The 25825-nt window shown below is 59.4% G+C and carries 29 protein-coding genes and 1 tRNA gene; 6 read left to right on the top strand and 24 right to left on the bottom strand.

Annotation, left to right across the window (positions count from 1 at the left end):
• Nucleotides 1-61 precede the first annotated feature (61 nt).
• On the top strand, nucleotides 62-499 hold the full coding sequence (locus AC07V8_RS07675) for a surface-adhesin E family protein (RefSeq protein WP_494678955.1): 438 nt from the start codon (nucleotides 62-64) through the stop codon (nucleotides 497-499).
• A gap of 92 nt (nucleotides 500-591) precedes the next feature.
• On the opposite strand, the gene AC07V8_RS07670 is transcribed toward AC07V8_RS07675, so the two are convergent.
• The 4 genes from AC07V8_RS07670 to AC07V8_RS07655 form a co-directional block, all read right to left on the bottom strand.
• Nucleotides 592-2235, bottom strand: a complete 1644-nt coding sequence (locus AC07V8_RS07670; RefSeq protein ID WP_494678956.1) for a diguanylate cyclase domain-containing protein — start codon at nucleotides 2233-2235, stop codon at nucleotides 592-594.
• A gap of 155 nt (nucleotides 2236-2390) precedes the next feature.
• Nucleotides 2391-2957, bottom strand: a complete 567-nt coding sequence (locus AC07V8_RS07665) for a MepB family protein (RefSeq protein ID WP_494721453.1) — start codon at nucleotides 2955-2957, stop codon at nucleotides 2391-2393.
• The gene (locus tag AC07V8_RS07660) at nucleotides 2950-3252 is read right to left on the bottom strand and encodes a hypothetical protein (RefSeq protein WP_494678958.1); all 303 of its coding nucleotides are present in this window, start codon (nucleotides 3250-3252) and stop codon (nucleotides 2950-2952) included. The genes AC07V8_RS07665 and AC07V8_RS07660 overlap by 8 nt, the downstream gene beginning before the upstream one ends.
• Before the next feature lie 42 nt (nucleotides 3253-3294).
• Nucleotides 3295-4134, bottom strand: coding sequence for a tyrosine-type recombinase/integrase (locus AC07V8_RS07655; protein ID WP_494678959.1), 840 nt, complete (start codon nucleotides 4132-4134; stop codon nucleotides 3295-3297).
• An 84-nt stretch (nucleotides 4135-4218) separates the two neighbouring features.
• Between AC07V8_RS07655 and AC07V8_RS07650 the strand changes: the two genes are divergently transcribed.
• A complete protein-coding gene (locus AC07V8_RS07650) occupies nucleotides 4219-4809 on the top strand; it encodes a hypothetical protein (RefSeq protein ID WP_494678960.1) in 591 nt (196 codons plus the stop codon).
• On the opposite strand, the gene AC07V8_RS07645 is transcribed toward AC07V8_RS07650, so the two are convergent.
• The 8 genes from AC07V8_RS07645 to AC07V8_RS07610 all read right to left on the bottom strand — a co-directional run bounded on the left by AC07V8_RS07645 (nucleotide 4806) and on the right by AC07V8_RS07610 (nucleotide 10273).
• Nucleotides 4806-5705 carry a rolling circle replication-associated protein gene (locus tag AC07V8_RS07645; RefSeq protein ID WP_494678961.1) on the bottom strand — a complete coding sequence of 300 codons (900 nt, stop codon included), beginning with the start codon at nucleotides 5703-5705 and terminating at the stop codon, nucleotides 4806-4808. The genes AC07V8_RS07650 and AC07V8_RS07645 overlap by 4 nt on opposite strands.
• Before the next feature lie 66 nt (nucleotides 5706-5771).
• Entirely contained in the window at nucleotides 5772-5969 is a 198-nt protein-coding gene (locus AC07V8_RS07640) for a hypothetical protein (RefSeq protein WP_494678962.1), read from the bottom strand.
• A 256-nt stretch (nucleotides 5970-6225) separates the two neighbouring features.
• Nucleotides 6226-7350: a zonular occludens toxin domain-containing protein gene (locus AC07V8_RS07635; RefSeq protein WP_494678963.1), complete on the bottom strand. Its 1125-nt coding sequence runs from the start codon at nucleotides 7348-7350 to the stop codon at nucleotides 6226-6228.
• A complete protein-coding gene (locus AC07V8_RS07630; RefSeq protein WP_494678964.1) occupies nucleotides 7347-7649 on the bottom strand; it encodes a DUF2523 family protein in 303 nt (100 codons plus the stop codon). The genes AC07V8_RS07635 and AC07V8_RS07630 overlap by 4 nt, the downstream gene beginning before the upstream one ends.
• Nucleotides 7650-7652: 3 nt before the next feature.
• Nucleotides 7653-8084: a virulence factor TspB C-terminal domain-related protein gene (locus tag AC07V8_RS07625; RefSeq protein ID WP_494678965.1), complete on the bottom strand. Its 432-nt coding sequence runs from the start codon at nucleotides 8082-8084 to the stop codon at nucleotides 7653-7655.
• A gap of 1135 nt (nucleotides 8085-9219) precedes the next feature.
• The gene (locus tag AC07V8_RS07620) at nucleotides 9220-9417 is read right to left on the bottom strand and encodes a major capsid protein (RefSeq protein ID WP_494678966.1); all 198 of its coding nucleotides are present in this window, start codon (nucleotides 9415-9417) and stop codon (nucleotides 9220-9222) included.
• Between the two features lie 239 nt (nucleotides 9418-9656).
• Complete coding sequence (locus AC07V8_RS07615) at nucleotides 9657-9833, bottom strand: hypothetical protein (protein ID WP_494678967.1); 177 nt, start codon at nucleotides 9831-9833, stop codon at nucleotides 9657-9659.
• A 119-nt stretch (nucleotides 9834-9952) separates the two neighbouring features.
• The gene (locus tag AC07V8_RS07610) at nucleotides 9953-10273 is read right to left on the bottom strand and encodes a hypothetical protein (RefSeq protein WP_494678968.1); all 321 of its coding nucleotides are present in this window, start codon (nucleotides 10271-10273) and stop codon (nucleotides 9953-9955) included.
• A 129-nt stretch (nucleotides 10274-10402) separates the two neighbouring features.
• Here AC07V8_RS07610 and AC07V8_RS07605 point away from each other — a divergent pair, with 129 nt between their 5' ends.
• Nucleotides 10403-10723: a hypothetical protein gene (locus AC07V8_RS07605; protein WP_494678969.1), complete on the top strand. Its 321-nt coding sequence runs from the start codon at nucleotides 10403-10405 to the stop codon at nucleotides 10721-10723.
• Nucleotides 10724-11187: 464 nt separating this feature from the next.
• Here AC07V8_RS07605 and AC07V8_RS07600 read toward each other — a convergent pair.
• The 8 genes from AC07V8_RS07600 to AC07V8_RS07565 form a co-directional block, all read right to left on the bottom strand.
• Nucleotides 11188-11263, bottom strand: a tRNA-Thr gene (locus tag AC07V8_RS07600).
• A gap of 71 nt (nucleotides 11264-11334) precedes the next feature.
• Entirely contained in the window at nucleotides 11335-12825 is a 1491-nt protein-coding gene (xylB, locus tag AC07V8_RS07595; RefSeq protein WP_494678970.1) for a xylulokinase, read from the bottom strand.
• A gap of 104 nt (nucleotides 12826-12929) precedes the next feature.
• A complete protein-coding gene (gene dalD / locus AC07V8_RS07590) occupies nucleotides 12930-14330 on the bottom strand; it encodes a D-arabinitol 4-dehydrogenase (protein ID WP_494678971.1) in 1401 nt (466 codons plus the stop codon).
• 102 nt (nucleotides 14331-14432) lie between these two features.
• Nucleotides 14433-15578: an ABC transporter ATP-binding protein gene (locus AC07V8_RS07585; RefSeq protein ID WP_494678972.1), complete on the bottom strand. Its 1146-nt coding sequence runs from the start codon at nucleotides 15576-15578 to the stop codon at nucleotides 14433-14435.
• A gap of 72 nt (nucleotides 15579-15650) precedes the next feature.
• Nucleotides 15651-16355 (bottom strand): HAD-IA family hydrolase, encoded by a 705-nt coding sequence (locus tag AC07V8_RS07580; protein WP_494678973.1) that lies wholly within the window; start codon nucleotides 16353-16355, stop codon nucleotides 15651-15653.
• 20 nt (nucleotides 16356-16375) lie between these two features.
• On the bottom strand, nucleotides 16376-17191 hold the full coding sequence (locus AC07V8_RS07575) for a carbohydrate ABC transporter permease (protein ID WP_494678974.1): 816 nt from the start codon (nucleotides 17189-17191) through the stop codon (nucleotides 16376-16378).
• Nucleotides 17188-18117: a carbohydrate ABC transporter permease gene (locus AC07V8_RS07570; protein ID WP_494678975.1), complete on the bottom strand. Its 930-nt coding sequence runs from the start codon at nucleotides 18115-18117 to the stop codon at nucleotides 17188-17190. Before AC07V8_RS07570 ends, AC07V8_RS07575 begins: the two co-directional genes overlap by 4 nt.
• Before the next feature lie 175 nt (nucleotides 18118-18292).
• Nucleotides 18293-19573 (bottom strand): ABC transporter substrate-binding protein, encoded by a 1281-nt coding sequence (locus AC07V8_RS07565; protein WP_494679089.1) that lies wholly within the window; start codon nucleotides 19571-19573, stop codon nucleotides 18293-18295.
• On the opposite strand from AC07V8_RS07565, the gene AC07V8_RS07560 reads away from it, so the two are divergent.
• From AC07V8_RS07560 to AC07V8_RS07550, 3 genes are read left to right on the top strand one after another with little or no spacing between them, the layout of a single operon-like run.
• Nucleotides 19500-19853, top strand: coding sequence for a hypothetical protein (locus AC07V8_RS07560; protein ID WP_494679092.1), 354 nt, complete (start codon nucleotides 19500-19502; stop codon nucleotides 19851-19853). The genes AC07V8_RS07565 and AC07V8_RS07560 overlap by 74 nt on opposite strands.
• Entirely contained in the window at nucleotides 19816-20004 is a 189-nt protein-coding gene (locus AC07V8_RS07555) for a hypothetical protein (RefSeq protein WP_494678976.1), read from the top strand. The genes AC07V8_RS07560 and AC07V8_RS07555 overlap by 38 nt, the downstream gene beginning before the upstream one ends.
• On the top strand, nucleotides 19988-20953 hold the full coding sequence (locus AC07V8_RS07550; RefSeq protein ID WP_494678977.1) for a sugar-binding transcriptional regulator: 966 nt from the start codon (nucleotides 19988-19990) through the stop codon (nucleotides 20951-20953). The genes AC07V8_RS07555 and AC07V8_RS07550 overlap by 17 nt, the downstream gene beginning before the upstream one ends.
• 104 nt (nucleotides 20954-21057) lie before the next feature.
• On the opposite strand, the gene AC07V8_RS07545 is transcribed toward AC07V8_RS07550, so the two are convergent.
• The 4 genes from AC07V8_RS07545 to AC07V8_RS07530 form a co-directional block, all read right to left on the bottom strand.
• Nucleotides 21058-21357, bottom strand: a complete 300-nt coding sequence (locus tag AC07V8_RS07545; RefSeq protein ID WP_494678978.1) for a DUF6587 family protein — start codon at nucleotides 21355-21357, stop codon at nucleotides 21058-21060.
• Nucleotides 21354-23198, bottom strand: a complete 1845-nt coding sequence (gene feoB, locus AC07V8_RS07540) for a ferrous iron transporter B (protein WP_494678979.1) — start codon at nucleotides 23196-23198, stop codon at nucleotides 21354-21356. The genes AC07V8_RS07545 and feoB overlap by 4 nt, the downstream gene beginning before the upstream one ends.
• A gap of 10 nt (nucleotides 23199-23208) precedes the next feature.
• Nucleotides 23209-23433, bottom strand: a complete 225-nt coding sequence (locus AC07V8_RS07535) for a FeoA family protein (RefSeq protein WP_233212355.1) — start codon at nucleotides 23431-23433, stop codon at nucleotides 23209-23211.
• Between the two features lie 253 nt (nucleotides 23434-23686).
• Nucleotides 23687-25471 (bottom strand): DUF885 domain-containing protein, encoded by a 1785-nt coding sequence (locus tag AC07V8_RS07530; RefSeq protein WP_494678980.1) that lies wholly within the window; start codon nucleotides 25469-25471, stop codon nucleotides 23687-23689.
• Between the last annotated feature and the right edge of the window lie 354 nt (nucleotides 25472-25825).

The raw sequence follows: 25825 nt of genomic DNA, 5'->3' as shown, positions 1-25825 counted from the left end.
GCGGGAATTAATGTTTACTATGCGAAGTCGAACCTTGCACGCACCTTATAAGGAAAACCACATGAAGAAATTAGCGCTCACCCTGACTCTCGGCCTCGCTTGTGTAGCGGCCAATGCCGCCGACTGGCAATCCGTCGGTTCCAGCGATACTTCCGAACTGAAGCTGGACCAGGCATCGATCAAGGAAACCAAGGGCATCCGCGAAGCATGGTCCATGTGGAACTTCAAGGAACCACGCAAGAACGACGGCGACCCCAAGGCGCTGGCGACTTTCCAGTCCTACCAGGATTTCACTCAGTACGACTGCAAGGCCAAGACCCTGCGCCTGAGCAAGGAAATCTTGTTTGCTGAACTCGACGGCGGCGGCGCCAAGGTCGATCACAGCGACGCCCTGAAAAACTCCACCTATGTCAAACCGGCTGCCGGATCGGTCGCCGAAGTGATGATGAATTTCGTCTGCGGCTTCCCGCTGGATGGCAAACCGGCTCCTGCCAAGTAATCAACCGTAGCGTGGGCATCTGTGCCCACGCGTGCGCATCGCGACAACGCCTAGGCAAAATTTGCCCATCGTGCAGCACGCCGGCCCCTGCGCTAAACGCGCAAGGGCTCCAGCGACTCCTCGAACACACAATACTCATTCTTCCCCGCCCGCTTGGCCTGATACATGGCGATATCGGCCTGTGACATCAGCTGCGAAGTGGAAATCCCGGCTTGCACATGCAAGGCAATGCCGATCGAAGCGCTCAGTTCGAACAGCTCGCCGTCGATGTTGAATGGGATGCCGATCGCTTCCAGCAATTGCCGGGCGACGCTGATCGCTCCCTCGCGCGCATCGCTGAGATCGGTCAGCAAGACGACAAATTCATCGCCGCCCAAGCGCGCCACGGTATCGGTGCTGCGGCGCTCTTCCAGCAGGCGCGCCGCTACCTGGCGCAGGATGGCGTCGCCGGCTTCGTGGCCGAAGACATCGTTGATCGGCTTGAAATCATCGAGATCGCAAAACAGCAAGGCAAAATGAGAACCGTCGCGCTGCGCGCGCGCCATCGCCTGCTGCAGGCGGTCTTCCAGCATGGCCCGGTTGCACAGGCCGGTCAGCGCATCGTGGTGCGCCATGAACGCCATGCGCGCCTCGCTCGCCTTGAGCGCCGCTTCCTTGTCGCGCAGCCGCTCCACCAGGTAATTGAAACCGAGCACCAGGCTGCCGACTTCGTCGTGCCGCTGCACCGGCAGCGGCGCCAGCTGGCGCTTGCCGTCCGCCATCTCGCGCATCGCCTGGGCGGCATCAGTCAGCGGCCGCAAGGTGCGCGGCAGCAGCAGCAGCATGATGATGATCATGCCGGCGACGATCGCGAGCGTGTTGCGCAGATAGAAACCGAGCATGGCGTTAATCGGATGGAATACCTCCGCGGTCGGGATGCGCGCCACCACGAACCAGCCGGTGCCGGGCACCGTCACCATCGCCGACAGTTCCTCCACGCCCCTGGCGTTGACGGTGATGCCGGTGCCGCGGTAACCAGCCATGGCGCGGTCGTGCAGCAGGTTGACGCCGGGCGGCGGGGTCGGCGTCAGCACCATCGCCGGATCGCTGGCGCCGACGAACAGCTTGTCGGCCGGCGAGATCAGCAGGAAGCCGCCGCCGGCGCCGAGCCGGGTTTCCTGCAGGCGGTCGAGAAAGCCGGGCGTGTTCAGCACCACCACGCCGGCCAGCACCGCCACTACCTTGTGCGCGCTGTTGCGCACCGGCGCCGCCATGATCATGATCGGCTCGCCGTTGGCGCGTCCGCGCCGCGGCCGCCCCATCACCGGCGCATCGGCCTGCAGCGCCGCGCTGAACCAGTCGGCATCGGAAAACACCAGGCCGCTGCGCCCGGCCACTGTCGGATATTCCGCCAGCAGTCCGTTGCCGTCCGGCCGCACCACCAGCAAGCCGCTGTTGAACAAGGGATTGATGCGCTGCCGTTCGCGCAGCCAGGCTGCCAGCTGTTGCGGCTGCGACAGCAGCGCCGGCGGCAGCACCGAACTCAGTTCGGCGAGCAGCGCGCGGCGCGCCTGGATGCTATGGCCGATGTCGCGCGCGACATACGACGCCACCGACAATTGCTGGGCCGCCACCTCATCGCGCAGCAAGCCTTGAGCAAAGGGCAGCGCAAAAAACAGGCGCAAGCCGATGCCGGCCACGATAATCAGGATACCGAGGCCGATCAGGCGGAACTTGATGCTTTGGAACATTGGCATGGGGGAATGATACAGAAATCGGCAGTGCCCTAGTGCTACGGCGAGACGCCGTCATGCCGGATGTGGTTTTAAAGCCGCGGCCGCGATGGCCGTGGCCGGCAGCGCTTGCGGCGTGCGCTTGTTTCCGCCGTGCTCCTGATGATTGCTGCTTGAAATTATGATCGTTCTTGACGATACAGCAAGCGCGCCCGTTCGCGGTCTATGGCGCCGTTGCGCGGCAGCTCCAGGAAATAGGCTAGCTGCCAGGCCTGGGTTTTTTGCGCCTGCCGGTTCGCGGCCCGGTCCCAAGGCGGATAGACGCGCATAGCACGCTTGCCGCCGGCGCCGTTTTCAGAAACCACATCCTGCGCGCGCAACACCGATTTTGGAAAAACGAATTGCCCGAAATGCGTTTCCGTGCGCGTGCACACGACAAAAAAATCGACCGCATCGGCCATGTCGTAAGGCTGGATCGGACCATTGCCGATGCGCTTCCACAGGGTCACGAATTGTCCGGTTTTGGCGGGCGTGATCTTTGCCGTGCGAAAGCGCATGGCCAAGCCATTCAGTTCGAAGGCATAGGCGCCGTACTCGGCACTTTCCGCTTCCATCCGCGGTTCTGTACAGGTGAACTGGCAAGGGTCATACACCAGATCCCTGCTGGCCAGCAGATCGGGATGGATAGTGTCGGCGCCAGTCCAGGCAGAATGAGGCAGATGCATGAAACAAAGGGAATCAATCATTCTTGGGAAACCGCACATGACTGACATTCCCGCGCGATGCGTGCGATGTCGGCCAGGAATACATCCAGAGCAGCCTGTAATTCACCACTGCCGCCTTGTACCATCCTTCGAAGTGCTCATCGTCCAGATCCAGAAACGTGACAAAGGGCGCGCGCGCAATCATTGCCCCATTTTCCGGCAGAAGAAACGGCCTGATGCGCTCATCATGGCGAGTCGGTTCCAGAATGAAATTGCGTGTTTCGACGTTGATTCGTTGTGGTGCCGGAGAGAGGAGTCGAACCCCCGACCTCTTCATTACGAAGGAATTCCACGAGAGACCTCTGGAAAAAAGCCATATTTACGGGCCTGAAAAAGTTGGGAGGTTGGCCGCATATGACACCAAATTCCCAACTGAAAAATGTGCATAGCGCCTAACCATCTCCGTACTTCCCCAGCCGCCCAATTCCTGTAACGCAAACAACGGTGTGCCATTCTGGACATGCCAACTCGCCCAGGTGTGCCGCAGGTCATGCCACCGAAAATCATCAATGCCAGCGCGCTTTAGCGCCTTATACCAAGCTGCAGTGCTGACCTGCGTAACACGCTCCCCCTGATACGAAAATACATATCGTGGATGACGGCCAACACGCGTCAACAACACGCGCATAGCATCGGTATTCAACGGCACAGCAAGAGACCTTCCAGCCTTGGCCTGATCAGCGTGAATCCATGCAAGCTGTCGCGCCATATCGACCTGCGACCACTCAAGACCAGTAACGTTAGCACGTCGCAGGCCGGTAGCAAGTGAGAATGCAGCCATTGCTGATAAATGCTCAGGGAGTTCCCTCAGCAGCCGAACCGCCTCAGCCTTTTTAAGATAACGAATCCTACGCGTAGGTTCGCGAAGCAAACGAACCTTGGGAGAGGAGGGGAGCCAGTCCCAATCCAAAGCCGCCACGTTAAGCAGAGCGCGAAGAAATGACAGCATGCGATTGACCGTTGCATTCGTCACGCCGGTCGCAATTTTTTTATGCGTAAGAGAAGACACGACCGAGCGGTCGATATCCTGAAGCGGAACGCCGGACAGATGACTGTCCAACCAACGAATAAGCACCTTGTCAGTCACCAAGGATTGCTTAGACGCCTTTTCTTGCAGCCAGCGTGCGGTGGCATCGTCCCATGTGTAAATCAACTGCATTGCTCCCCGGATACAGCAAATTCTAGAATTATGCTTAAATATACAATATTGCCGACAAACAAACATGCCAAAGAGGAATATTGAATGAAAAACCTACTATCTATGGCAATTTCCCTGGCGCTGGCAGTCAGCATCGTAGGCGCTGGAATTTATGTGATGTGGCACTCGACATCGGATATATCGGCCAAAACGCAAAACGTGAATACACTGACATCGGACATAGCGCAGGAAACGATGGCACACAAAAGTGACGAAAGTGACGGAACAAATCTAGGAACTCAAGCTACACCTGAGACGGTATCGTCCGGCGGCATTGTCAAATGCGAGTCCAACGGAAAAACAACCTATTCGGACAAAAAGTGTCAGCAAGCCGAGCATCAAGTTACCGTCAGCATTAAAGAAACAAGCGGAGGATTCATCAGCCCCGACCAACAGACCATCGCGGATACACGTGCACGGATTAGAGCAGATATTCAGCGACCTGGATTCGTAGCGATGGCAGGAGAATCGACGCCAGCGATAACTAACAACACACAAGGGCAGTGCTACTACCTAGCAGAGGAAATAAAGTCTATCGATTCGGCATCGAACATCGGACAAAGCGGATGGTCACAAGAACAGCTTCGACTCCGACGACTAGACGTTAGAAACAGAATGTACCGCCTTGGCTGCTAAGGCTTAGACGCCGCGAACCAGTGGAACTGGTTCAATGAGTCTGAGTACTGAGCAATGTCGGAATAACCGTTCAGCTTAAACTCTTGCGCCAGCATGGATACGAGGTCCCATGTTGGCGTATCACCGGCAAACCACATCACCGTCACACGCGGCTTCGGAATGTCCCGGCTAGACCTGTATTTCTTTTTATTGAAACGCTCCTCATCGACCTTGCCGGTCAACGGATCAATGAGCTTCGAGAACTGCTTCGTTACGTACTTAGAGATATAGGACGCGATCCGATGACAGCTATTCCGGCCGCGTGGCTTGGTGAAATTCACATTGCCGTTGCCACGGCCGATCACACGTGACCAGATACTACTGATCAGCGCGTAGCTCTTAACCCTCACACCGTGTTCGTTTTTCAACCATGCCGGGAACTGCTGACAGGCAATGTGGATATGAATAGCGCCACGCTTTTGCAGCTCATAAGTAGCAACGTAGGTGAGGCCGCCAATAGCCTCTAAACGCGACCGGAAGGCTTTAAACAGGCCATCCATACGGCTATAGTCCTGTATGTTCTCCCGGGTCGTCAACGTCATCATGCAGTCAGCCTTGATCATCTTGCATAGCCTGCGAACATTGGTTTTTGCACGACGGCCAGCACGCTCAATATTCTTGACACGGTCACCCTCGCCCCGCTCTGCTTTCTCCGATCGGAGATCGTCAGGAATCTCAAAAGCAGCACCGTCGCGCCATGTGTACTTGGCCTCATCGATGAAAGCCTCGACACCGTCAGGGAAATGATTGATCGTGATTTTCTTCCATACATCACGCTCATGGTATTGCGAATCACCACGCATTGCCTCTTGAAATTTGGCGTTAGCTTCAAAAGCGTTTATAGTGTGATCAAGCACAAGTATTCCTTTATCGGGTTGTGTGAGCCGGGCAGCTTGGCAGAGCTGATCCCGGTTTTTCTTCGTCTATTCGACTTGCGGCAGCGGACCAACAAACATGGCGAGGATATCGGCAGCATCAGAAAGGACGTCCAACTGCGCCGACAGCGTAGCCTCTTGATGGCTAGGCCCGTTAAACTTTTCCCACTCTGTAGACCACACCACCAACACCTCAGAAACAAGAGCAAAAGCTCGTTTCAACTTCGCATTTTCAGCATCTTTCATCCCGCTTTCCTTTCTTATTCCTTAAGTGTCCTAGGTACTAGTTAAGGCGGTCGCTTCGCTCCCGCCGCCCCTGGTGCGCTACGCTCCCCCAGGCGTCGGGGCTAACTCGACCGCCTAGACTGCACCATGGCCAAAAACCTGTTTTGTAGGGAGCGGTAGCCGTGGCCTAGGCATCGCCACCAGTTCACGCTTCCCGACGCCAACAGCATGCGACCTCACTGGTCTATGCGGGCCCTGCGGCCCACACCCCGCTACTTTATTTCGCTCCTGCGGGACGGCCAGTACGTTTGCCCAGCACCCCGTAACCATCCTCATCAAAAGACACCACAGACGGCCCAGGCGCGCCGCTGGCGACCTTTTGCGAAACATCTGCTACTGCCACATCCTGCCGCCCCGCAGAAGCGCCCTGCTGCTGATTCTTGCCGCCATGATCGTCAAAGTCCACGAAGTAGCCACGTGCCACAATGTCCCGGCAAAGCAACTCAGGCACAGCCATCGGCGTAGCCTGTTGCGTGAAGCAACTACAGCGCTTCTCATTGGCCACACACGCCACCGGCACCGGCGCCGTAGTTGGACGCGTCACTTCGTCGTACCGAGGCGCAGTCTGCGGCAAGCCATGAACCCGTGGCGTCCGGTCAAACAGGTACTGCATAGCGTCATCCTTAGAATCCTTGTAAGAGACATGGCCACTGGCTTTTGGCGTCGCCCCGTCCAACTGGCCACCAACAGCACCAGCGGCCGGCATGCCATCACCACGACCATGTGCACGCTCATTCAAGCGATGCATGACGTAACCGATCAGGACAATTACCGAGGCGACAAACACCCCTGCGAGAATCAACTTAAGTGGTATCGAGCGCTTGACCGTATGCACCTCAGCACTCTTGTAGTACCCGAAGACCTCTTTCGGATATTTCCATTTATGCAGAATTGCATTCTTGTGACTAGACGCCTTTTCAGGACTAGTGTTGACGACTGCCCATTCCCAAATATTAGCGCGCTGCATACCAAATTTACGAATCAAATGCAGATGCCGACCACACAACTTGCGCACAAACGTATCAACCAATGCGGGGTCTTGCGTGATTAAAAATATATCGTAGCCGGAGTGACGATGCACCGCCAATTTTTCGTAATGCTCAGGCAGCTTGGAACCGTTTGGCTTCTTTGAGAAAATGAATTGCGCCTCATCGATCACGATGATGGAACCAGCAGGCAAGGAAGGCCATGTCTGTGGATCAAATTCCGTCCACGGCAGCTTTAAATCCTTGATGCCGGAATAGTAGACCTCACGATTCTCTTTCTCAGCATAGGCTTTCACCATGAACAAGGTGTAAAGCGTTTTGCCATTACCGGGCAAACCGGTGAGCAGCGTAATCATTTGAGCACCATACGCTTGACGCTGCCACCAATACCACGAATCGCCATCGATACAGCGACGGACGAGAAAATGATAGTGATGGCTTTATCGAGCCAGAGATAGCCAAACAAACCGATAGCATCGCCAGCCAGACCACCAACGCTATCGAGCACCAGCTTTTCCATTCCAGTGATTATGACCATCATGCCCTGGTAGGTCACGAAGCCGATACCAAGCGCCAGTACCGCCCGACCAATGAAAGAACCCATCGCCGTAGCCAGCGCACCAATCAGCGCAGGAAGAAAGAATGCAAGGAACATGATTTACCCCTGAATGATAGACTTACTTACCAGCAGAAATGCCGCGACAGATGCGCAGAGCAAAACGGCATATCGCAGCGGCGTGATGTTGTTGCAGAGCGGCGCAAAATCAACAGCGATAGCACGACCGGAAATAACGAGCTGGCGATTACCAAAACAAGAGCCGCCACCGAGGAACCCATCGCTATTCAACTGCTGTGTGCTGAGGTCAACAGTGGTACCAGTCATGGCCCTGTCGATATCACCCTGCCTTGGATCATTACCGGCACCGATCTGAGTACCGAGGTCAGTCATTGGATTAGGCTTCGTATTTTCGCAATACCCTTTTTTTTGCTGCCGCAAGATGGCGCACTGGATAGCGTCACCGGTACAGGCAGTTGTATCAACACCGACAGCACAACCACCGGTCACCTGCGAGTTTTTACAAATATTCAACTCTGGATTTTTGTCGCATAAACCGCCAGGAGCACCACCGCCACCACTGCCCTTCCCATCGCTCTTGCCTTGTGTCCCGTCAGGCTTTGTACCGGTTGACGTAGACGTACTGCAAGTCTTAGTGCCGTCAGCAGCCGTTGTACACGTTGTCGAATCAGTCGTCTTGGAACCGTCGGAATTTGTGGTTGTGCCAGAGTCGGTCGTTGTCGTAGAGCCGTCAGGATTCGTTGTAGTGGTAGTGGGATTACGCGTAGTTGGCTTGTCGCTTGGAGGTGTGCCAGTACCTTGACATATCGGTGTGCCAGTGGAATCAGTACCGATATTCGTTGCGCCGGAAGGGCAAGTTCCATCATCGTTAGGCGGGTTCAACGGCGGCTTGGGCGGCGCTGTGGGACTAGTGTTACTACGGCAGAAGCCATTAGCATCCAGAGCCTCATAAGGAGCACACAGTTTCTTTGGAATGCACTGGCCGGTAGCGTTTTCCTCCTGGCTCAAAGTACAGTCCTTTATGCACTGGTTATAACCGCCTGTACTGTCATTGTGCATGCCAAAATCACAGCCATCACGCCCAGGTATATAGCAACCAGTGCCAACAGAACCGGGTTGCTGCGGCACCTGGCCAGAGGGGCAAGGGGCATGACAAGAACCGCCCCACATGAAAGAGGGTGACGTACAAGCAGGAGGCATACACGCGCCAGTGCCGTCCACGGCATTAGGTGCATCACAAGAGCCAACTACGTAAGCAGTCGAAAATTTATGATAGCCGGCAGCACCATCGTCATTATGAAGCATGCAATCGGCAGTAGCCGAAGTAACGTTTTGCGTGATGACATGAACTGGAGACCCTGATTGATTCGCGCCATCAGCAGCTGAGGCACAAGCCGCTAACGGCGTAGCGTAAGAGCCAGTCCCAGTAGTCCAGCCATAGCCAGCAGCGTGAGACACTTTATGCACAAGCATCAACACCAGCGCAATGCACACGCCCACCAGAATTCGTTTAAGTATGTTGGTCATGATCTAAGTAGGATCCAAGTGCCACCAACGATGGCGATGATTACCAGCAGCCCCATACATCCCCCGTAAACAAAATCGGGGAGCCGAAGCCCCCCGCACCACGCACGGAAAGCCCGTCGAATTAATGGATAATGCGACGCGCCCAGGCGATCACAGCGATAGCGACAACAACTGCCAGAATGGCGGCACCATAAGTGCCGACATCGGTTTTCCCAGCGTCGATAGCCGTGGTATCAGCCACAGCAAACGCATTGCCCATACCGATTGCGCTAACGGCCAGCGCGGCTACGGCACCCTTCAGATAATCACGTACTTTCATTTGAACCTCCATTGATAACCCGCGAAATTGCGGAAACTACCCAAGCAGCTATAAATAAGCCAGCAATCGCCGACCCGTAAATAGCGCCATCCTGAGCCGACATCGTGAGCAAACTATTCGCGATATCTGGCCCGCTTTGCACGACATAACTGCACGTCGATACATCGGTCACGGACGGGTCAATAAACAACGCGTATGACCCGTTCGCTTGTTGCACGGCTACGGCGCACGTAGCCACGTCAATCTAACTGCGAGAAGTCGTCCTCAGTCATCTCAGACCAATCAACGTCAATCTCCTCATCGGGAAAAACGTCGCCCCAATCCATGGCTGCGGACAAAGGGGAATCGACGAAATCGAGAAACTCCCCATGTTGCGAATGCCGATCATCATCGGCTGAGACAGTGATAGTGGGCATCGGTTAAAACTCCAAAGAACAGAGCAATCTGCGAAGCACGTACACGCCGCATACGCTCATTGGGAAAGAAAGCCAGAGCGCCGCCATGGCATACGCAAATTGGAGCTCTGGCCGCATGATTACGCTGCCTTCGTGGCAGGTTTCTGGTCAGCAGCGGGCACAGGCTGCCGGTTCGCCCAGGGATGCAAAACAGTGACACGCGGAACGACCTGCATCTTGTAGTCGACAGCGAGCTCAAACTCTGCCAAGTACTTGCCCGGAGGCGTCTCGATCAGATGCTTAGGCAGCATCAGCTGCCCAATGAGTACACCGCCATCACCGCCATGCATGAGGCATTGCGCCTTAAAGATTTTTCCGGCCGCACGACCATCTTTTGCAGGGTATTCCTGTGGAACGATATTGACTATTTCAAGCAAGTGTTTGTTATCGATTGCGGACATGGCAGTTTCCTTTTAGGAGTTTTAAAAAGCGCTTATGCGCGGGTGAAAAGCGGAATTTGGCGCCACCAATGGCGATAAGAGCAAGGACGTTTACACATCGGAACTACCGCAGGAGCAATTAGCAATGTCATGACCACACCAATGACATTCTTCGACCCATACACACGACTTCAGGCACTCATCAAGAACGCGCTGATAGACCTGTCGTTGAGCAGTGACGTAGTTACAGGCACGGGTGAAAGAATCGGGACCGGTGAAAAGCTCAGCAGCAGCACAGATACCCTCAATAGACGGAGACACAGAGCAGAAACCGATATCGCCCTGGTGGATAGCGTCCTCAGAGGCATCGAGGCAGTATCGAAGCTGCGGAACAACGCCGGACGTCACCTCAGCGCCTATGTCGCGTGCAACAGGAATGCTCATGCCATCGCCGAGCTTGACCATACGTAGGTAGCGGCCCATTACCACGCCCCTGCCATGCCACCGAGCGAGTGCAGAATCCAGAACGCATCCTCATCGTCGCCAAAGGCGATACCGGATATCTGGTTGTGGAAAAGATGGCTTAAGCGAATTCGATCTACGGTAGACATGGCAGCGTCATTAGAAATGATGTATGGTTAACCCGTGAGTCCAAATGACCTAAGTTCATTTGAGCTAATTAAGATATTAGTTCATTTGGGCTAATTATTGCTAATGAGGAATAACTATGAGTTACGCAGAAATGATAGCTAAGGCACTGAAAGGAAGATCAGTGAACGCCGCAGCTAAGCAATGGGGGGTGCCACAGAAAAGTCTCGATACATACGCAAAAGGAAAGCGACTACCACCATTCCACTTAGCGCTACTGATTGCAGACGAGGCAGGGATAGATAGAGGCGAGGCATTTAAAATGCTCGCAGACGAGGAATTGAAGCTGGTGCCGGAGAGAGGAGTCGAACCCCCGACCTCTTCATTACGAATGAATTGCTCTACCAACTGAGCTACACCGGCACTGCTCTCGCAAGATATCCTGCAAAAGCTGACAATGATTTTATCAGCAATTAATCAAAAGTGAAGCCCGGTCAATGCGGACCCAGATCGGGGTCTGCGGCGCGTTGCGGCCGGCAGCGGTAAATGTCTCGGTAAGCCTCCAGCCGCGGCTGCAAAGCCGCATGGCGCAGCGGGTTGGGCGTGAATGCTTCGCGTTGCGGCGGCTTGGCGCAAATGACGGCTTCCTTGTCGGATTGATCATTGGCCGCCAGCCAGGCCAGCCGTGCAGCGCCAAGCGCGCCGCCGGTTTCGCTGCCGATGTGGGTCACCATCCGCACGTTCAGCGTGTCGGCGATCAGTTGCGCCCAGTAGGGGCTGCGCGAGCCGCCGCCTACCAGCGACAGTTCGGTCACTTCGGTACCTGCCGTGTGCAGGGCATGCAGGCCGTCGGCCATGCCGAAGCTGACGCCTTCGATCACGGCGTAGCCCAGGGCGGCACGGCCGTGGGCGTGCGACAGGCCGTGGAAGACGCCTTGGGCGTAGGGGTCGTTGTGGGGCGTGCGTTCGCCGGACAGGTAGGGCAGGAACAGCGGTGCGTTTTCCAGTTCGGCGGCGCTTAGCGTTGCGATTTCGTTGAGCAGGGTGGCTTCGTCGACGCTGACCAGGCGGCAGAACCAGCGCAGGCAGCTGGCGGCGGAGAGCATCACGCTCATCTGGTGCCAGCGGCCGGGCAGGGCGTGGCAGAAGGCGTGTACTGCCTGGGCGGGATTGGGGCGGAAGCGGTCGTTGACGACGAACAGCACGCCGGAGGTGCCTAGCGATATGAAGCCGTCGCCGGGATTGACCGCGCCGATGCCGACCGCGCTGGCGGCGCCGTCGCCGCCGCCGCCGGCGACGATGACCGCGGGCGACAGGCCCCACGCCTTGGCGACTTCAGGCAGCAGCGTGCCGGAGGATTCGCCGCCTTCCACCAGGCGCGGCATGTGCGCGCGCCGCATGCCGGTGGCGGCCAGCAGCTGGTCGGACCAGTCGCGTTTGGCGACGTCCAGCCACAGCGTGCCGGCGGCGTCGGAGGGTTCGGAGACTTTGTTGCCGGTGAGTTTCAGGCGCAGCCAGTCCTTGGGCAGCAGCACGGTCGCCATGGCGGCGAATATTTCAGGTTCATGGCGCGCCAGCCAGAGCAGCTTGGGGGCAGTAAAGCCGGGCATGGCGAGGTTGCCGGCGATCTGGTGCAGTTGCGGCGCGCGCTCGGTAAGTTCGGCGCATTCGCTGATGCTGCGCAGGTCGTTCCACAAGATCGCGGGACGCAATACCTTGTCTTTGGCATCGAGTAGCACCGCGCCATGCATCTGGCCGGACAGGCCGATGGCGCGCACTGCGCTGAACTGCTGCGGCGCCTTGGCGCGCAGCTTGGCGATGGTGTCGCCGGTGGCTTGCCACCACTGCTCGGGATCCTGCTCCGACCAGCGCGGCTGCGGCCGCGAGACAGTGAGTGCGGAGCCGGCGTCGGCCAGCAGATTGCCGGCCTGGTCCATCAGGACTACCTTGACTTCCGAGGTGCCCAGGTCTATGCCCAGATACATGTTGCAATTCCTCTTTGGGTGTGGCGTTTTGCTGCAGGCAGGGTGATCTGGTGCCGGCCGGTTCAATCCCGGCCTGCGCCATCGGTCGCGTTATTCGAGTCGATTCAGTGCTGCTGCGCCAGCCAATCCTGGACGCGGATGACCGCCTCGCGCAGCGGCAATTCCAGCTGCGCGCTGCCAGCTAGTTTGCCCCATAAGGCGGTATCGGCGCAATAGGCGCGCAGCGGGTCGGCGCTGGCCAGCATGGCGCGGGTGGCGGTGGCGTCGAACACGCCGTCCTGGTAGGCGTAGGGCAGCTCGCCGCTGGCCCAGCGCTGCAGGAACAGGAAGAACAGCGCCGGCAGCATCAGCGTGGCATGCGGCACGACGCCGCGCGCCAGGCATTCCTGCAGGGTCGGCGCGATGAAGCCAGGGATCTTGGAGAAGCCGTCGGCGGCGACGCGCTGGTTGCTGTCCTGGATATTCGGATTGCTGAAGCGTTCCAGCACGGTGTCGCGGTAGCTTTCCAGATTGAGCGGGCTGGGCGTCAGGCAGGGAATGACATCCTGCGTCACATAGTCGAAGGCCATTTTGCGGATATCCGGACGCGCGCAATCCTGGTCGATATAGGTCAGCCCCACCAGCGTGCCGGCCCAGGCGACGCAGCTGTGGGTGGCGTTGAGTATGCGGATCTTGGCTTCTTCGTAGGGCAGCACCGATTTCACCATTTCGACGCCGACTTTTTCCAGCGCCGGACGGCCGGCGGCAAAGTCATCCTCGATCACCCACTGGATGAACGATTCGGCCATGATCGCGCATGGATCAGGCTCACCGCAAGCCTGCGCCACGCGCGCCCGCACTTCGTCGGTGGGGCGCGGCGTGATGCGGTCGACCATGGAGTTGGGGCTGCGGGCATGTTCCTTTACCCATTGCTGCAAGGCGGTCTCGCCGCGCAGTGCAAGAAACTGCAGCAAGCCGTCATGGAAGCGTTCGCCGTTATGGCGCAGGTTGTCGCAGTTGAGCAGAGTCACAGGGCCGCCGTTGGCTGCGGCGCGGGCGCGCAGGATGGCGGTCATGGCGCCGTAGATGGTGTTCAGTTCGCCTTGCAGGTCGGCGGCCAGGTCCGGGTTGGCGGTATCGAGGCGATGCTGGTGATCGAGATAGTAGCCGCCTTCGGTGACGGTGAAGGAAATTACCTTGGTGCTGCTGCGGGCGCCGATGGCGGTCAGTTCCAGCAGCGCAGCGTCCCACGGCACGATGGTCTTGATCGAGCGTATCACTTCATAGCTGCGTACGCCGCCGGGCGTGACGGTTTCCAGCGTATAGGCGCCGTCCTGCCGTTCCAGCGCATCCAGCAGCGGCGTCATGTCGTCGCGGATGTTGGCCAGCGCCAGCGACCAGCTGCGGTCGCCGCTCTCCATCAGGTGGTGAAGATAGACCGCCTGGTGGGCGCGGTGGAAGGAGCCTGCGCCTATGTGCAGCCAGAACTGTTCGGGCCCATTGGCAGCGGAGGAAGTGACTTGCATGATGAGTCCTGATGAATATTGATAAATGCGATTGATAAATGCGAATGACAAAAGCAAATGACGAAAGCGCGGTTCTCGATAGTTGTCCGGTTGGCGACGGTCTTATGCCACCTGTGCAGCTGCGCGGTTCTGGTCCGCCGCTGCGGCGCCGCCGGCGACATCCAGCCGGGGCAGGGCGCGGCCGCTCTGGTCGAACAGATGGCAGCGCAGCGGGTCGGCGGAGACGCCGATCTCGCTGCCATGCTGCATGCTGACGGTGTCGGCCACCCGCAGCACCAGCGGTTCTTCGGATGCCGTCGAATCGGCATACAGATAGGAAAAATCGCCGAGCGCTTCCAGCACCGTGAATCTGGCTTTGAGCATCGGCGTCTGCGCATCCAGCATCAGGTGCTCGGCGCGCACGCCGATGCTGACCGCGGCGCCGATCTGCAGGCTGCCGCCATCCACCGCGACCGATTGGCGGCCGCCGCTGGCCAGTTCCACCAGCACGCCGTTGTTGCCGATAGCGACCACTTTGCCGTCGATGAAATTCATCTTCGGCGAGCCGATGAAGCCGGCCACGAAACGGTTGGCCGGATGATGGTATAGCTGCTGCGGCGAGCCGATCTGCTCGATGCGGCCGGCCGACAGCACCACGATCTTGTCGGCCAGGGTCATGGCTTCGATCTGGTCGTGGGTGACATAGATCATGGTGGTCTTGAGCTGGTCGTGCAGCCGTGAAAACTCCAGGCGCATCTTGACCCGCAACGCCGAATCCAGGTTGGACAGCGGTTCGTCGAACAGGAACACGCTGGGTTCGCGGGTGATGGCGCGGCCGATGGCGACGCGCTGGCGCTGGCCGCCGGAGAGGGCCTTGGGCTTGCGGTCCAGCAGATGGTCGATATGCAGAGTCTTGGCAGCCTTCTGCACGGCGGCGTCGATCTCGGCTTTCGATTTGCCGGCGATCTTCAGGCCGAAAGCCATGTTGTCGTACAGCGTCATGTGCGGGTACAGCGCATAGGACTGGAACACCATGGCGATGCCGCGCTTGGCCGGCGGCACGTCGTTCATGCGGGTGTCGCCGATGAACAGGTCGCCGCTGCTGATGTCTTCCAGGCCGGCGATCATGCGCAGCAGGGTGGATTTGCCGCAACCGCTGGGGCCGACGAAGACCACGAATTCGCCATCGTCGATATCCAGGTTGATGTCGCGCATGACTTCATTGTCGTCGTAGCTCTTGATGAGGTTCCTGATTTTTACGCCTGCCATGATGGTCTCCTTCTGTTTTATTCTCGAATCGCCGTGCCGCTCAGCGCCAAGGCGATGACTGCAATCGTGTCACTAAGCCGCCAGCAGGCCGGGCAGCTGCTGCATGTTTTCGAATACCTGTTCGGCGCCCGCCGCCAGCAGGCGCGCGGCAGCCTGGCCGCGATCGTGGGCAACGCCGGTAAAGCCGAACACGCGGATGCCGGCGGCGACTGCGGACCGGACGCCGGTAACGCTGTCGTCGATGGCGATGCAATGCCGCGGCGCGACCTGGAAGCCGGCGGCGGCCGCCAGGTAGACATCCGGCGCCGGCTTGGGCGTGCCCATGTCGTGGCCGCTGTGGATATGGCCGTCGAACAGTTCCAGCAAGCCGCAGCGACGCAAGCCGGCGGCTATGCGCAGCAGGCTGCTGTTGCTGGCGACGGCCTTGGGCAAGGGGATCGCCGCCAGCACGTCGATGACGCCCGGCACCGCCGTGACTTCTTCGCTGCAGGCGCGGCTGACGGCCAGGTTGATGGCGGAGTAATCGGGCGCCAGCAAGCCGAGGCTGAACTGGGCGTTGAGCTCATCCAGCAGCTGGTCGGTCATCATGCCCAGCCGTTCGGCAATCGCGCCATGCAGTGCCAGCTCGAGCGCCAGTTCGGTCTGGCTGTCGCCTCGCACCAGGCTGCGCGGCAGGTAGCTGCCCAGCTGCCGATGCAGGACAGCGAGGGCGATGCTTTCGCTGTCCAGCAGGACGCCGTCGCAGTCACAGATCAGGTGCGTGATATGTTGGTTCATTGCGGTATTCGTCATCAGCGTCATTTCACCGCGCCAAAGGTCAGGCCGCGCACCAGCTGCTTTTGCGCCAGCCAGCCAAGCACCATGATCGGCGCGATCGCCAGCAGGGAAGCGGCTGACAGCTTGGCCCAGAACAAGCCTTCCGGATTCGAATAGGAAGCGATGAAGACGGTCAGCGGTGCGCCGCTGACGCTGGTCAGGTTGATGCTCCAGAATGCTTCGTTCCAGGACAGGATGATCAGCAGCAGCGCGGTCGAGACCAGTCCCGGCATCGACGTCGGCAGCAGCAGGTACAGCATTTCCTGCCAGGCGTTGGCGCCGTCTATGCGCGCCGCTTCCAGGATTTCCTTGGGCACGTCGTTGAAGTAAGTGAACGCCATCCACACCGCGATCGGCAGGTTGATCAGGGTATAGATGATGGTCAGGCCGGTCACGGTATCGAGCAGGCCGGTATTCTTGGCCAGCAGGTAGATCGGGATCAGCACGCCGACTGCGGGCATCATCTTGGTCGACAGCATCCACAGCAGCAGTTTCTGGGTCTTGGCGGTAGGGAAAAAAGCCATCGAGTAGGCCGCCGGCACCGCGATCAGCAGCGCCAGCGCGGTGGAGCCGAGCGAGACGATCAGCGAGTTGCTGACGAAGTTCATGTAGCTGCTGCGCGCCAGCACCTCGTGGAAGCTTTCCAGCGTCGGCCAGAAAAGCAGGCTCGGCACATAAGCCTGGTGCTCGGTCTTGAAGGCGGTGATCGCCACCCAGAAGATGGGGAAGAACAGGACGATGGCGCAGGCCCAAGCCAGCACGCCCAGCCACAGGCGATTGATGTTTTTAGCTTTCATTTTTCGTTCGCTCCTTTCAGGTTCTTGGCCATCATCCGCACCAGGAAGAACGACACAATGTTAGCCAGCACCACGGCGATGATGCCGCCGGCCGAGGCGATGCCGATATCGAATTGCTGCAGGCCGATCGAATACACCAGGTAAGCCAGGTTGGTGGTCGCCGTGCCGGGGCCGCCGGCGGTGGTGGTGAAGATTTCGGCGAAGATCGACAGCAGGAAAATGGTTTCGATCATGATGACGACCGTGATGGCGCGCTTGAGATGCGGCAGCACCACATACCAGAACACCCGCACCGGCCCGGCGCCGTCCAGCTGCGCCGCTTCTTTCTGTTCCATGTCCAGCGATTGCAGCGCGGTCAGCAGGATCAGGAAGGCGAACGGGATCCATTGCCAGGCGACGATCATGATCACCGACAGCATCGGGTATTCAGCCAGCCAGTCGACCGGTTCCAGGCCGACCAGGCGCATGGCCCATGCCAGCAGGCCGTAGACCGGATGCAGGATCATGTTTTTCCAGATCAGGGCGGCCACGGTCGGCATCACGAAGAAGGGGCCGATCACCAGCAGGCGGGCGATGCCGCGGCCGAAGAAGGGCTGGTCGAACAGCACCGCCAGCAAGGTGCCGCCGACCACGCTGATGACCAGCACCGAGCCGATCAGCACCAGCGTATTGAGGATCGACGGCCAGAATGCCGGATCGCTGAGCAGGAAGGCGTAGTTGTCCAGGCCGACGAAGCCGGTAGCATCCGGCATCATCAGGTTGTAGCGGATGACCGAGAAGTACAGCGTCATCGCCAGCGGCACGATCATCCACAGCAGCAGCAACAGCACTGAAGGCGTTTGCAGCAGTCGTACCGGCTTGAATTTGCCGGCGCTGGGCCGCGCCGGCGCGGCCGCGTTGGCGGCCTGGGCGAAAGGAGTGGACATGATTTACCTCTTATATTATTTCGCGCCGATTGACGGGAGTGCAGGGTGGGCACCTCGTGCCCACGGGTGGATGTACTCCGCGTATTTGCCTGCTTTGCTGCCGTGTGAGTCTGTACTCCGGCTATTGCGGTCACGCGTGGGCACGAGGTGCCCACCCTACGGATTACTTGCGCATTTATTTGATATAGCGCCCTTGACGCATCACCCGGTCCGCCTGCGCCTGCGATGTCTGCAACGCCACGTCGACGGTCGACTTGCCCGCCAGCGCGCCGGCAATCGCCTGGCCGACTACCGTGCCGAGCGACTGGAACTCGGGAATCGTCGCAAACTGGATGCCGGTATAAGGTACTTTCTGGGCGGTCGGGTCTTTGGTGTCGGCAGTCTGGATGGCGCTCAGGACGAAATCGGAATACGGCGCGGCCTTCTTGTAGTCAGGCGACGCGTAGGTCGACATGCGGGTGCCGGGAGGCACCAGGCCCCAGCCCTTTTCCTTGGCGACCAGCTGGATGTATTCCTTGGAAGTGGCCCAGGCGGCGAATTTCTTGGCGGCGTCTTGCGATTTCGACGATTTCGGAATCGCCAGCGACCAGATCCACAGCCAGTGCGCGCCCTTTGGCGTGACGGCCACCGGCGACGGCGCAAACGCCACCTTGCCGACCACTTTCGATTCCTTGCTGCTGTAGATCATGCCGGCCGCCACCGTGGCGTCGATCCACATGCCGCATTTGCCGCTGGAGAACAGCACCAGGTTTTCGTTGAAGCCGTTGGAGGTGGCGCCTTGCGGACCGTATTTTTTCAACAGGTCGACATAGGTGGTGACGGCGTTTTTCCATTCCGGCGTATTGAGCTGCGGCTGCCATTTTTCATCGAACCAGCGGGCGCCGAAAGTGTTCGCCATGGTCCCGACCAGCGCCATGTTTTCACCCCAGCCGGCGCGGCCGCGCAGGCAGATGCCGGCGATGCCGTTCTGCTTGTCGGTGAGTTTTTCCGCGAAGCCGGCGATGTCCGTGTAGGTCGGATGCTCAGGCATTTTCAAGCCCTTTTCCGCAAACAGGTCCTTGCGGTAGTAGGTCATCGAGCTTTCGGCGTAGAACGGCAGCGCGTACAGCTTGCCGCCTTCGGTCAGGCCGTCGCGCACGGTCTTGATCAGGTCGCCTTCGTCGTAATTGGCAGGCAAGCCTTCCATCGGCGCCAGCCAGCCTTTCTTGGCCCAGATCGGCGCTTCATACGCGCCGATGGTCATCAGGTCGAACTGGCCGCTGCCGGTGGCGATGTCGGTAGTGACGCGCTGGCGCAAGACGTTTTCTTCCAGCACCACCCAGCGCAGCTTGATGTCGGGATTGGCGGCTTCGAAATTGGTGGAAAGCTTTTGCAGTTCGATCATGTCCGGATTGTTGATCGTTGCGATGTTGACGGTAACCGGGGCGGCCCAGGCGCTGCTGCAGAGCATTGCCATGGAAAGAGGGGCCAGGATGGCTGTGAACGGACTGCTGCAAATGCTGCGACGTTTCATGTTTGTCTCCGTGGTAGGAATCATCAATTCGCCATGCCGACTTGCGCGGCTTCGCTTTGTCACTTTCTGCGCTATCCCGATGGGTTGCCTGAAAGCGGTTGTAACGCCGTCCCTTGATTTTGTATTTCCGGGTGTGTCGATGAAAATATTGAGCAAAAGACTTTTCGTTGAGCAAATAATCAATCATGATCCAAGTCATGTCAAGATTTTTTTTGCCGAATAAATCCCTGTCGAATGCTTATGTTGCGGTGCGCTATCTGGGACAATTCGTGATCGCAAGCCGTGCGCAGGCGGTAGTTGCATTGCGCTGCAACAAGACAGAAAAATTACCGTGCGTCGACGGAAAAAGGACATCAAATGGCATCAAGAAATGAAAAGCTGGATCTCGCGGCCCGCGCTGCGTGGATGTATTACGTGGTTGGCGATACCCAGAACGAGATCGCCGACCACCTCGGCATTTCGCGGCAGATGGCGCAGCGGCTGGTGGCTTATGCGCGCGAATCGGGGCTGGTCAAGGTGCGGGTCGAGCATCCGGTATCGGAATGCCTGGAGCTGGCGGCAGCCTTGCAGCAGCGCTATGGCCTGGAACTATGTCATGTAGTGCCGAGCGTGGGAGCGGCCGGCAGTGCGGTGGACGACGCCGGCGTGCAGCAGATGCTGGCGGTAGTGGGCGCCGAGATTGTCGAGCGCTACCTGCAGCAGGAAAATCCGCTGGTGGTGAATGTCGGTTCCGGCCGTACCTTGAAGGCGGTGCTGGAGGCGGTGAGTGAAATGGACCGGCCGCAGCACCGGATTGTGTCGATGGTGGGGGCGATTGCGGCGGATGGTTCGTCGAACCGTTATGACGTCGCGTTGACGGTGGCGGACAAGACGCAGGGGCGCTTCTTCCTGCTGCCGGCGCCGCTGGTGGCCGACAGCGCCGAGGATATGCGGCAGTGGTGCCATCACCGGGTGTACCGCATCGTCGCGGACCTGGCGCAGCAGGCGGATGTGACGTTCATCGGGGTCGGCACGATTGCGCCCGGCTGTCCTATGCATGAGGATGGCTTTCTTACCGCGGCGGAGGTGGCGCAGTTGCAGGCGCATGGCGCGGTGGGGGAGATGATCGGGCATGCGATTGCCGGGGATGGGCGGCTGATTGCGTCGCCGATCGAGGATAGGGTGACCAGCCTGCCACTGACGTCGCCGCCATCGAAGCCGGTGATCGGGATGGCGGGTGGAGCCAAGAAGGCGGAGGCGATCCGGGCGGTGTTGCGGGGCGGGTGGTGGTCGGGCTTGATTACCGACGAGTATTGCGCGCGCTATGCCCTGCAGGACGATTAGCCAATCGCAAAAGCAGTCAAATGGGGTCGGAGTCGAATTATTTAATTCGACTCCGACCCCAATTAATGCCAATTAATGCGTCAACTGCTGAATCAGCGCGCGCTTTATTCGCTAGGCCGTGCGCGGAATTTAACTGCTTGCTCTTCTGTTGCTGGGGAGTTTGAAGCGCATCCGCTGGAGCAGGAGCCGCATCCACTGCCGCAACCGCCCGCTGCTGCTGTCGGTTGCAGCTGCCTGCCAAGTTTGCGTAGCAAGGCCGGGTGCGACGACCGGCTTAGCGTGTTGGCCAGTTTGGCTTGCAGGCGCTGGCTGGTGGCCGGCATCAGGCGGCGGCAAGCGTAGACCAGGCTGGCGATTACCGCCAGGCTGATGATCAGGGCCTGGACGATCAGGAAGGGCGTCATGTCAGCAGTCTCGTGATTTGGTAGGTCAGGAAAGCGGCCAGGTAAGCCAGGCCGAACAGGTAGGCAGTGGCGGCGGCGACGACCTTCCAGGAGTTGGTTTCGCGCCGCATCACCGCCAGCGTCGACATGCATTGCGGTGCAAACACATACCAGGCTAGCAACGACAAGGCAGTCGCCAGCGACCATTGATGCGCAATCACCTGCCCGAGCTGCGATGCGATCGCCTCTTCGCTGCCGGACATGGCGTACACCGTGCCGAGCGCCGATACCGCCACTTCACGCGCCGCCATGCCGGGCACCAGTGCGATGCAGATCTGCCAGTTGAAGCCGATCGGCGCAAACACGTATTCCAGCAGGTGGCCGATGCGGCCGGCCAGGCTGTAGTCGATGGCCGGCATCGTGGCGCCTGCGGGCGGGCCGGGGAAGGTCGACAGGAACCACAGCAAGACGGTGAGGGCGAGGATGATGGTGGTGACGCGGCGCAGGAAGATCAGCGCCCGTTCCCACAGGCCGATGGCGATGTTGCGCGCGCCGGGCAGGCGGTAGGAGGGCAGCTCCATCAGCAAGGCATGCTCGCTCTTGTCCTTGCGCACGCGCTTGATGACCCAGGACACCGCCAGGGCACTGGCGATGCCGGCCACATACAGCACGAACAGCACGATGCCCTGCATATTGAACAGGCCCCATACGCTGGTGTTGGGAATGAAGGCGGCGATCAGCAGCGTATACACCGGCAGGCGCGCCGAGCAGGTCATCAGCGGCGCCACCAGGATGGTGGTCAGGCGGTCGCGCGGATCCTGGATGCTGCGCGTGGCCATGATGCCGGGAATCGCGCAGGCAAAGCTCGACAGCAGCGGGATGAAGGAGCGGCCGGTGAGCCCCGCCTTGAACATCATGCGGTCCAGCAGGAAGGCGGCGCGCGGCAGGTAGCCGGATTCTTCCAGCGTCAGGATGAAGAAAAACAGAATCAGGATCTGCGGCAGGAACACCAGCACGGTGCCGAGGCCGCCGAAGATGCCGTCGCTGATCAGGCTGCGCAGCAGGCTTTCCGGCATCGCCGCGGCGACCCAGGCGCCGACGGCGCTGACGCCGGCCTGGATTGCCGCCATCAGCGGCTGCGCCCACGAAAATACTGCCTGGAAAATGAAGAACATGATGGCGGCCAGCAGCGCCAGTCCTATCACCGGATGCAGCACCCAGCGGTCGATGGCGTCGTCGATCATCGAGGTATTGCGCGGCATGGCGACAGCCGCAGCCAGCATCGCGCGCACCTGTGCGTGCAAGTCCTCGTCGCTTGTTTCGGCCGTGGCTGCTGTCGCCGGCGCGCCGGCCTGGTCCAGGTGCTGGATCAGCGCGCGGGCGCCGCCGCTGCGCACCGCCACCGTCTCGATCACCGGAATGCCGAGGCGGCGTTCCAGTTCTTCGCGGTCGATGACTATGCCGCGTTTGCGGGCGGCGTCCATCATGTTCAGCGCCAGCACCATCGGCCGGCCCAGCCGTTTCACTTCCAGCACGAAACGCAGGTGCAGGCGCAGATTGGTGGCGTCCGCCACGCACACCACCAGATCGGGCAGCGCCTCGCCCGGCATCTGGCCGAGGCAGACCTTGCGCGTGATCATTTCATCCGGACTGGTCGCTTCCAGGCTGTAGGCGCCGGGCAGGTCCAGCAGCTGGAACACGCGGCCGGACGGCGCGGTGAAGCGTCCTTCCTTGCGTTCGACCGTGACGCCGGCATAGTTGGCGACCTTCTGGCGGCTGCCGGTCAGCTGGTTGAAGAGGGCGGTCTTGCCGCAATTGGGATTGCCGACCAGGGCGATGCGCAGGGAGGTAGTGCTGGACATGGTGCTTGATTCAGGAAGCCAGGTTGACATGCACCCGGTGCGCTTCGGCGCGACGCAGGGCGAAACGGGTGAAGCCGATTTGTATCATCAGCGGATCGGCGCCGACCGGGCCGCGCGCCACTACGCTGACCGCTTCGCCGTTGACGAATCCCAGTTCGCGCAAACGTTTGGCGATAGGGTCCGCAGCCAATACATCTTCTACCTGTTCGATGACTGCAGGTGTAAACGGGGTCAAGTCGCAAAGTCTCATACAAACGCCATTACTAATAATGATTCTCATTATAACCATTGAAGGTCACCCGCATGCGTTTCGGTTACAAAACAAAGGGATTGCGGCCGGTGATTGGCGCAAAAATGCCAGGTGGAAATAAATTGAGTTGCTCGTGTTTTCTTGTCAAGCGCCAGGCCTCAAAGAGTCATCGCGTTGCGCTCCCGGTGCGATGCCCCTGGCAGGCAGGAAGCGCGCGACTGCGCTCCCGCCGCCGGTCTTATGATTTTTGCCTGGCCAGCAGTGTTGGCTGCACGAAATCCTTTTGCACTTCATGCGCCAGTTCATCCGGCGGCAGCAAGCCCTGGCTGACGACAAAGTCGTTGAAGGCCTTGCGGTTGAAGCGCGGACCCATGGCGATCTGCGCTTCGGCGCGCAATTGCATCAGCCTTGCATAACCGTAAAAGTAAGAAGTTGCCTGACCGGGGCTCTGGAATGTATAGCGGTCCAGTTCTTCCTGCGCCAGCGCTTCGGAGGCGCAGACGTCGTGCACCAGGATGTCGTGCGCGCGCTCGGGCGTGATCAGTCCCAGGTTCAGCATCGGGTCCAGGAATGCGCGGGCGGCGCGCAGCAGGCGGGCGTCGAGCGCGGCCAGCTGGGCTTCCTGCGGCTCGTACGGCAGCATTTCCGCTTCCGAGTAGAGCGCCCAGCCTTCCACGTTGACGCTGTTGAAGGAAAACACGCTGCGCGCCAGCGAGACGCCGCCTTCCAGCATGCCGGCAAACTGCAATTCATGTCCCGGCCGTCCTTCATGCGCGGTCAGCGACCAGGCCGCTGCCTTATAGGTGAAGTCGTCGAACCTGGCGTTGGCGACCCCGGTGCTGGCCGGCACCCCTAGCGAAAGAATGAATTCCCCGGACTCGCCCTGATTATTGACCAGCGGCGGCGGCTGCATGTGCGGCGCCGGCACCTGCGCGCTCTCGGCGTCGGACGCGGTGCGCATCACCATGGGCCGTTGCGGCAGGGTGATGATGTTTTCGCGGCGGATGATATCTTCGATCTTGCCGATGACGGCGTGATAGTGCGGTTCGATAGACTGCTTGTCTAGCTGCTGTTTTTTGAGCGCATTCACGACATCGCGATAGCCGCTGGCATTGATGCCCTGGCTCTTGGCGACCATCGGCGCGATCAGCTGCATGGCCGCCTGGGTCTCCATGAACTCCAGCTGTGCTTCGCGCATCAGCTGCGCCGGCGGGATATCCACTCCCATCTGTTTCAGCTGGAAGGCATACAGTTCCGGCGGCAGCTTGAAGTCGCTGCGCGTACGCGGCATGACTACGCTTTTGGTCCACGCCGAGTAATCATCGAGCTGCTGTTGCAAGGCGCTCAATGCCGCCTCCGCGCCGGCGATCTTGTACTTGGCGTACAGCTGCCGGATGCCGTCCACGTATTCGCCGGTATTGCCCAGCGCCTGCGCGATTTCCTTGTTGTAGGGGCCGAGCAGGCTGGCGTTGCCGCGCAGCGCTTCGAAACGTGCCTTGGCCAGCTTGGTCAGCGGGGTGTAGCCGGCTTCCAGGCCAAGATAGCGTTTTAGCCGCACCAGCGCCTGAGCACGGCGGGCCGGGGCGACCTGGTCTTGCAGCAGGGCGAACTGGCCGCTGAAAATGTCCTGGCCGACGTCCTCGTACAGCAGCATGTAGCGTTCATTGAGGTCATGCCCTTCGTTGGTCAGCTCGGCGGCGCGGATCATGATGCGCAAATCCTGCTGCACCTTGAGATCGCCCTCCTGCTCCAGCTGGCTGCGCAGTTGCCGGATCGCTGCCAGCGTGGCTGCGCGTTCGCGCGCTTCAAGATCCGGTTTCAGGTCGATGATCTTGTCGTCGTATTCGGCCATCCCTTGTTGCGATGCATTTTCCGGGTTGAACTCGGCTTGCGTCTTCAAGAGCATCTGGGCGGCGGCGTTGCTTTTTTCTATCCAGGCCGGGGCTGGCGTCGCCGCCATGGCGCAGTTCGATGCAGTCAGCGTGGCGACGCTCAGCAGCATGGGAATGGTAAATCGATTCATGGGCTTCTCCGTATTCGCAGCGATGAGGCGGCTGCGGCTAATGAAAGGGATTGGCTGACCGGAACAGGGTGGGGCGCGGTCCGCGCAACGTGGCCACATCATATTGGTAATGTTGCGAGGTGGCAATTTCGCGCGAATCGTGAGGCTTGCCTTCGCTATTCCCATGGAAATATAGCGAGAGCCGTTTCTCTGTTTTTTAGCGACGAATATGCTTCGCTTGCTTGACAGCATTACCTGCTTTGCGTTTTACTTAGCGAAATTTTCTGCACTGCAACAAACCGCGCGCTCGTTTTTTTGCTATTGCCTGCGCGCTGATTCAGGTTGCAGCGTGCAGGCAAATCGGCTTTGTCCTCG

This window comes from Collimonas sp. GW821-FHT02H07 (assembly GCF_059421505.1).
The sequence above is the reverse complement of the archived record's forward strand: the minus strand, read 5'-3'. Positions and strand labels throughout refer to the sequence as shown.